Origin of the sequence: Mesorhizobium sp. M7A.F.Ca.MR.362.00.0.0, assembly GCF_004023175.1 — a bacterium.
Lineage (GTDB): Bacteria > Pseudomonadota > Alphaproteobacteria > Rhizobiales > Rhizobiaceae > Mesorhizobium.
On record NZ_RZTF01000523.1, the window covers coordinates 1 to 3,417 of the forward strand.

Below are 3,417 nucleotides of genomic sequence, written 5' to 3' on the forward strand. Positions count from 1 at the left end.
AGGTGCATACTTCGATTGACCGGGCGATCTGGGTGTCCGGCATCGGCGAGGACAATCTCGTGCGCATTCCCGTCGCCGGCCGCTTTCGCGCCATGGATACGGCGGCACTCGAGGCGGCAATCATCGCCGACAGGGAAGCCGGCATGCTGCCGGCCGGCATCATCGCTTGCGTCGGCGGCACCAGCACCGGCGGCACCGACGATATTGCAGCGGTTGTCGAGGTCGCACGGCGGCATTCGCTTTATCTTCACGTCGACGCCGCATGGGCGGGATCGGCGATGATCTGTCCGGAGTATCGGCATTTCTGGACAGGCGTCGAAGGCGCCGATTCAATCGTTTTCAATCCGCACAAATGGCTGGGCGCCCAGTTCGACTGCTCTATCCAGTTCCTGCGCGATCCCGAAAGCCATGTGAGGACGCTGGCCATCAAGCCGGATTATCTGAAGACGCACGGTCACGACGGCATCATCAACTATTCCGAATGGTCGGTGCCGCTTGGCAGGCGATTTCGCGCGCTGAAATTGTGGTTCTTGCTGCGTGCCCATGGCCTGGAAAGCCTGCGCACAATGATCCGCAATCATGTCGCGTGGAGCGAAGGGCTTGCCGCGCGGCTGGCAGGGGAGCCGAATTTCGAGATCGTCAGCGAGTCGATGCTGTCGCTCTTCTCGTTCCGGCACAAGGCTGCAGCTGGCACTGATGCGGACGAGCACAATCTGCGCCTGGTCAATGCGATCAACGACGATGGCCGCATCTACCTGACGCAGACGAAGGTCGATGGCAGGATCGCAATCCGCTTCCAGGTCGGCCAGTTCGAGGCGACCGCCGCCGATGTTGATACGGCCTTCACCGTCATCACGGAAATCGCGCGCGCAATGGATTGATCGGGCACAATCTGGTTTGCGTTCGTATTCACCTTGGCAATCACATGCATTTCATTAGCCGGCTCATGCCTTTTCATCGGTTTCGTTTTCGACTATAGACAAGAAAAACGAAAACGGGAGGTTGCCTATGTATCTGTCGCCGCGCCATGCCGAGATTATCCAGATGGCTAAGGATCATGGCCGCGTGCTGGTCGATGATCTGGCCACCCACTTCAATGTGACGCCGCAGACCATACGCAAGGACCTCAACGATTTGTGCGACCAGCGGCTGCTCTCGCGCATCCATGGCGGCGCGCTGTATCCCTCTGGCATCGAGAACATGGAATATGAGGCGAGACGCAAGATCGCCGCCGACGAGAAGGAGGCGATCGGCCGTGCGGCCGCCAGGCTGATCCCCGACAATGCCTCGCTGTTCATCAACATCGGCACCACGACCGAGTCGGTCAGCAAGGCGTTGCTCGATCACAACGGGCTCATGGTCATCACCAATAACATCAATGTTGCCAATAGGATGCGGATATATCCCTCGATCGAGGTGGTGATCGCCGGCGGGGTTGTGCGCGGTTCCGATGGCGGTGTGGTCGGCGAAGCGGCGGTCGACTTCATCAGGCAGTTCAAGGTCGACTATGCGGTGATCGGTGCATCCGCCATCGACCATGACGGCGCTCTGCTCGATTTCGATTTTCGCGAGGTCAAGGTGGCGCAGGCGATCATCGCCAATGCAAGGCATGTCATCCTGGTTTCCGACCAGACCAAATTCGAGCGAACCGCACCGGTGCGCATCGGCCATCTGTCGCAGGTCAACACCTTCATCACCGATCGTTGCGACATCCCGTCAGTGCGCAAGATCTGCCAGGAGGCCGAGGTTCAGTTGATCGAGACGTCGCTCGCCTAGGCGGTTTCTGCCCGATATCACGCGCTCGTGATATTTCGTTTGACATTCGTTATCATTTCGAAATAATTCCGACACGGTTTCGTAAAAGCCCAAAAATGGTGCAATGCGAAATCGTTGGAGGAATTGTGGACGCATCTCCGATCCGTGACATTTTCGTCATAGGTGGCGGCATCAATGGCTGCGGCATTGCCCGTGACGCCGTCGGTCGTGGCTTTTCCGTGTTTCTCGCCGAGATGAACGACCTAGCCAGCGGAACCTCCTCGGGTTCGACCAAATTGATCCATGGCGGCCTGCGCTACCTCGAATTCTACGAATTCCGCCTGGTGCGAGAGGCGCTGATGGAGCGCGAGGTTTTGTGGAAGAACGCGCCGCACATCATCTGGCCGATGCGGTTCGTGCTGCCCTATGCCAAGGGCCTGCGTCCGGCCTGGCTGATCAGGCTCGGTCTCTTCCTCTACGATCACATTGGCGGGCGCAAATTGCTGCCCGCGACCCGGACGCTGGACATGGCCAGGGATCCGGCCGGCAAGCCTTTGAAGCCGCTGTTCAAGAAGGCCTTCGAATATTCGGATGGCTGGGTCAATGATGCACGACTGGTGGCGCTGAACGCGCGTGATGCCGCCGACCGCGGCGCCACGGTCCGCACCCGCACGAAGGTGACCGGCGCGCGCCGCGAAAACGGCCTGTGGGCAATCCAGATCGAGGATCTGCAGAGCGGCGAGACCGAGGAGATCAAGGCGCGACTGCTGGTCAATGCCGCCGGCCCCTGGGTCGATCATGTGCTGTCTGGCGTCGTGGGGCTCAACGATGTGCACAATGTCCGCCTCGTGCAGGGCAGCCACATTGTCATCGCCAGGAAGTTCGACGATCCACGCGCCTATTTCTTCCAGAACAAGGATGGTCGCATCATCTTCGCCATTCCCTATGAGGAAGAGTTCACACTGATCGGCACCACCGACCAGGATTATCCCGGCGATCCGCATGACGTGAAGATCAGCGACTCCGAGATTGATTACCTCTGCGCCGCGGCAAGCGAATATTTCGCCCAACCCGTCAAGCGCTCGGACATCGTCTGGACCTATTCGGCCGTCCGTCCGCTCTATGATGACGGAGCCTCCAAGGCGCAGGAAGCGACGCGCGACTATGTGCTCAAGGCCGATGGCGGCGACGGCGCTGCCCCAATTGTCAATGCTTTTGGCGGCAAGATCACCACCTATCGCCGGCTGTCGGAATCGATGCTGGAAAAGATCGAGGGTTTTCTCGGCAAACGCGGCAAGCCGTGGACGGCAAACGCGCCGCTGCCGGGCGGCGATTTCCCGGCCACCGGTTTCGATGCCGAAGTGGCGAAATTGAAAACCGCTTATCCATTCCTCGACGCGCGCCTGGCTCGCCGGTTGACCCGGCTCTATGGAACCCGCGCGAGGATGCTGCTGGGGCTGGCCAAATCGAACGTCGATCTCGGCCGCAACTTCGGCGCCGATCTCTACGAGGCCGAGGTGCGCTATCTCGTTCAAAACGAATGGGCCGTCACATCAGAAGATGTATTGTGGCGCCGGACCAAGCGCGGTCTGCATCTCAGCCGCGAGCAGGTGGCGGCGCTCGATGAGTTCATGCGCGGCATAAGCCGGCGCCATGTCGCGG

Annotated in this window: 3 protein-coding genes; all 3 read left to right on the top strand. The window is 59.9% G+C overall.

The window, feature by feature from the left end:
• Positions 1-881: pyridoxal-dependent decarboxylase (locus tag EOC06_RS34395; RefSeq protein WP_164898903.1), on the top strand; the 881-nt coding region annotated here is incomplete at its 5' end.
• A gap of 127 nt (positions 882-1,008) precedes the next feature.
• The gene (locus EOC06_RS34400; protein ID WP_127258922.1) at positions 1,009-1,776 is read left to right on the top strand and encodes a DeoR/GlpR family DNA-binding transcription regulator; all 768 of its coding nucleotides are present in this window, start codon (positions 1,009-1,011) and stop codon (positions 1,774-1,776) included.
• A gap of 125 nt (positions 1,777-1,901) precedes the next feature.
• The coding region (gene glpD, locus EOC06_RS34405; protein WP_128309903.1) for a glycerol-3-phosphate dehydrogenase at positions 1,902-3,417 on the top strand (1,516 nt) is incomplete at its 3' end.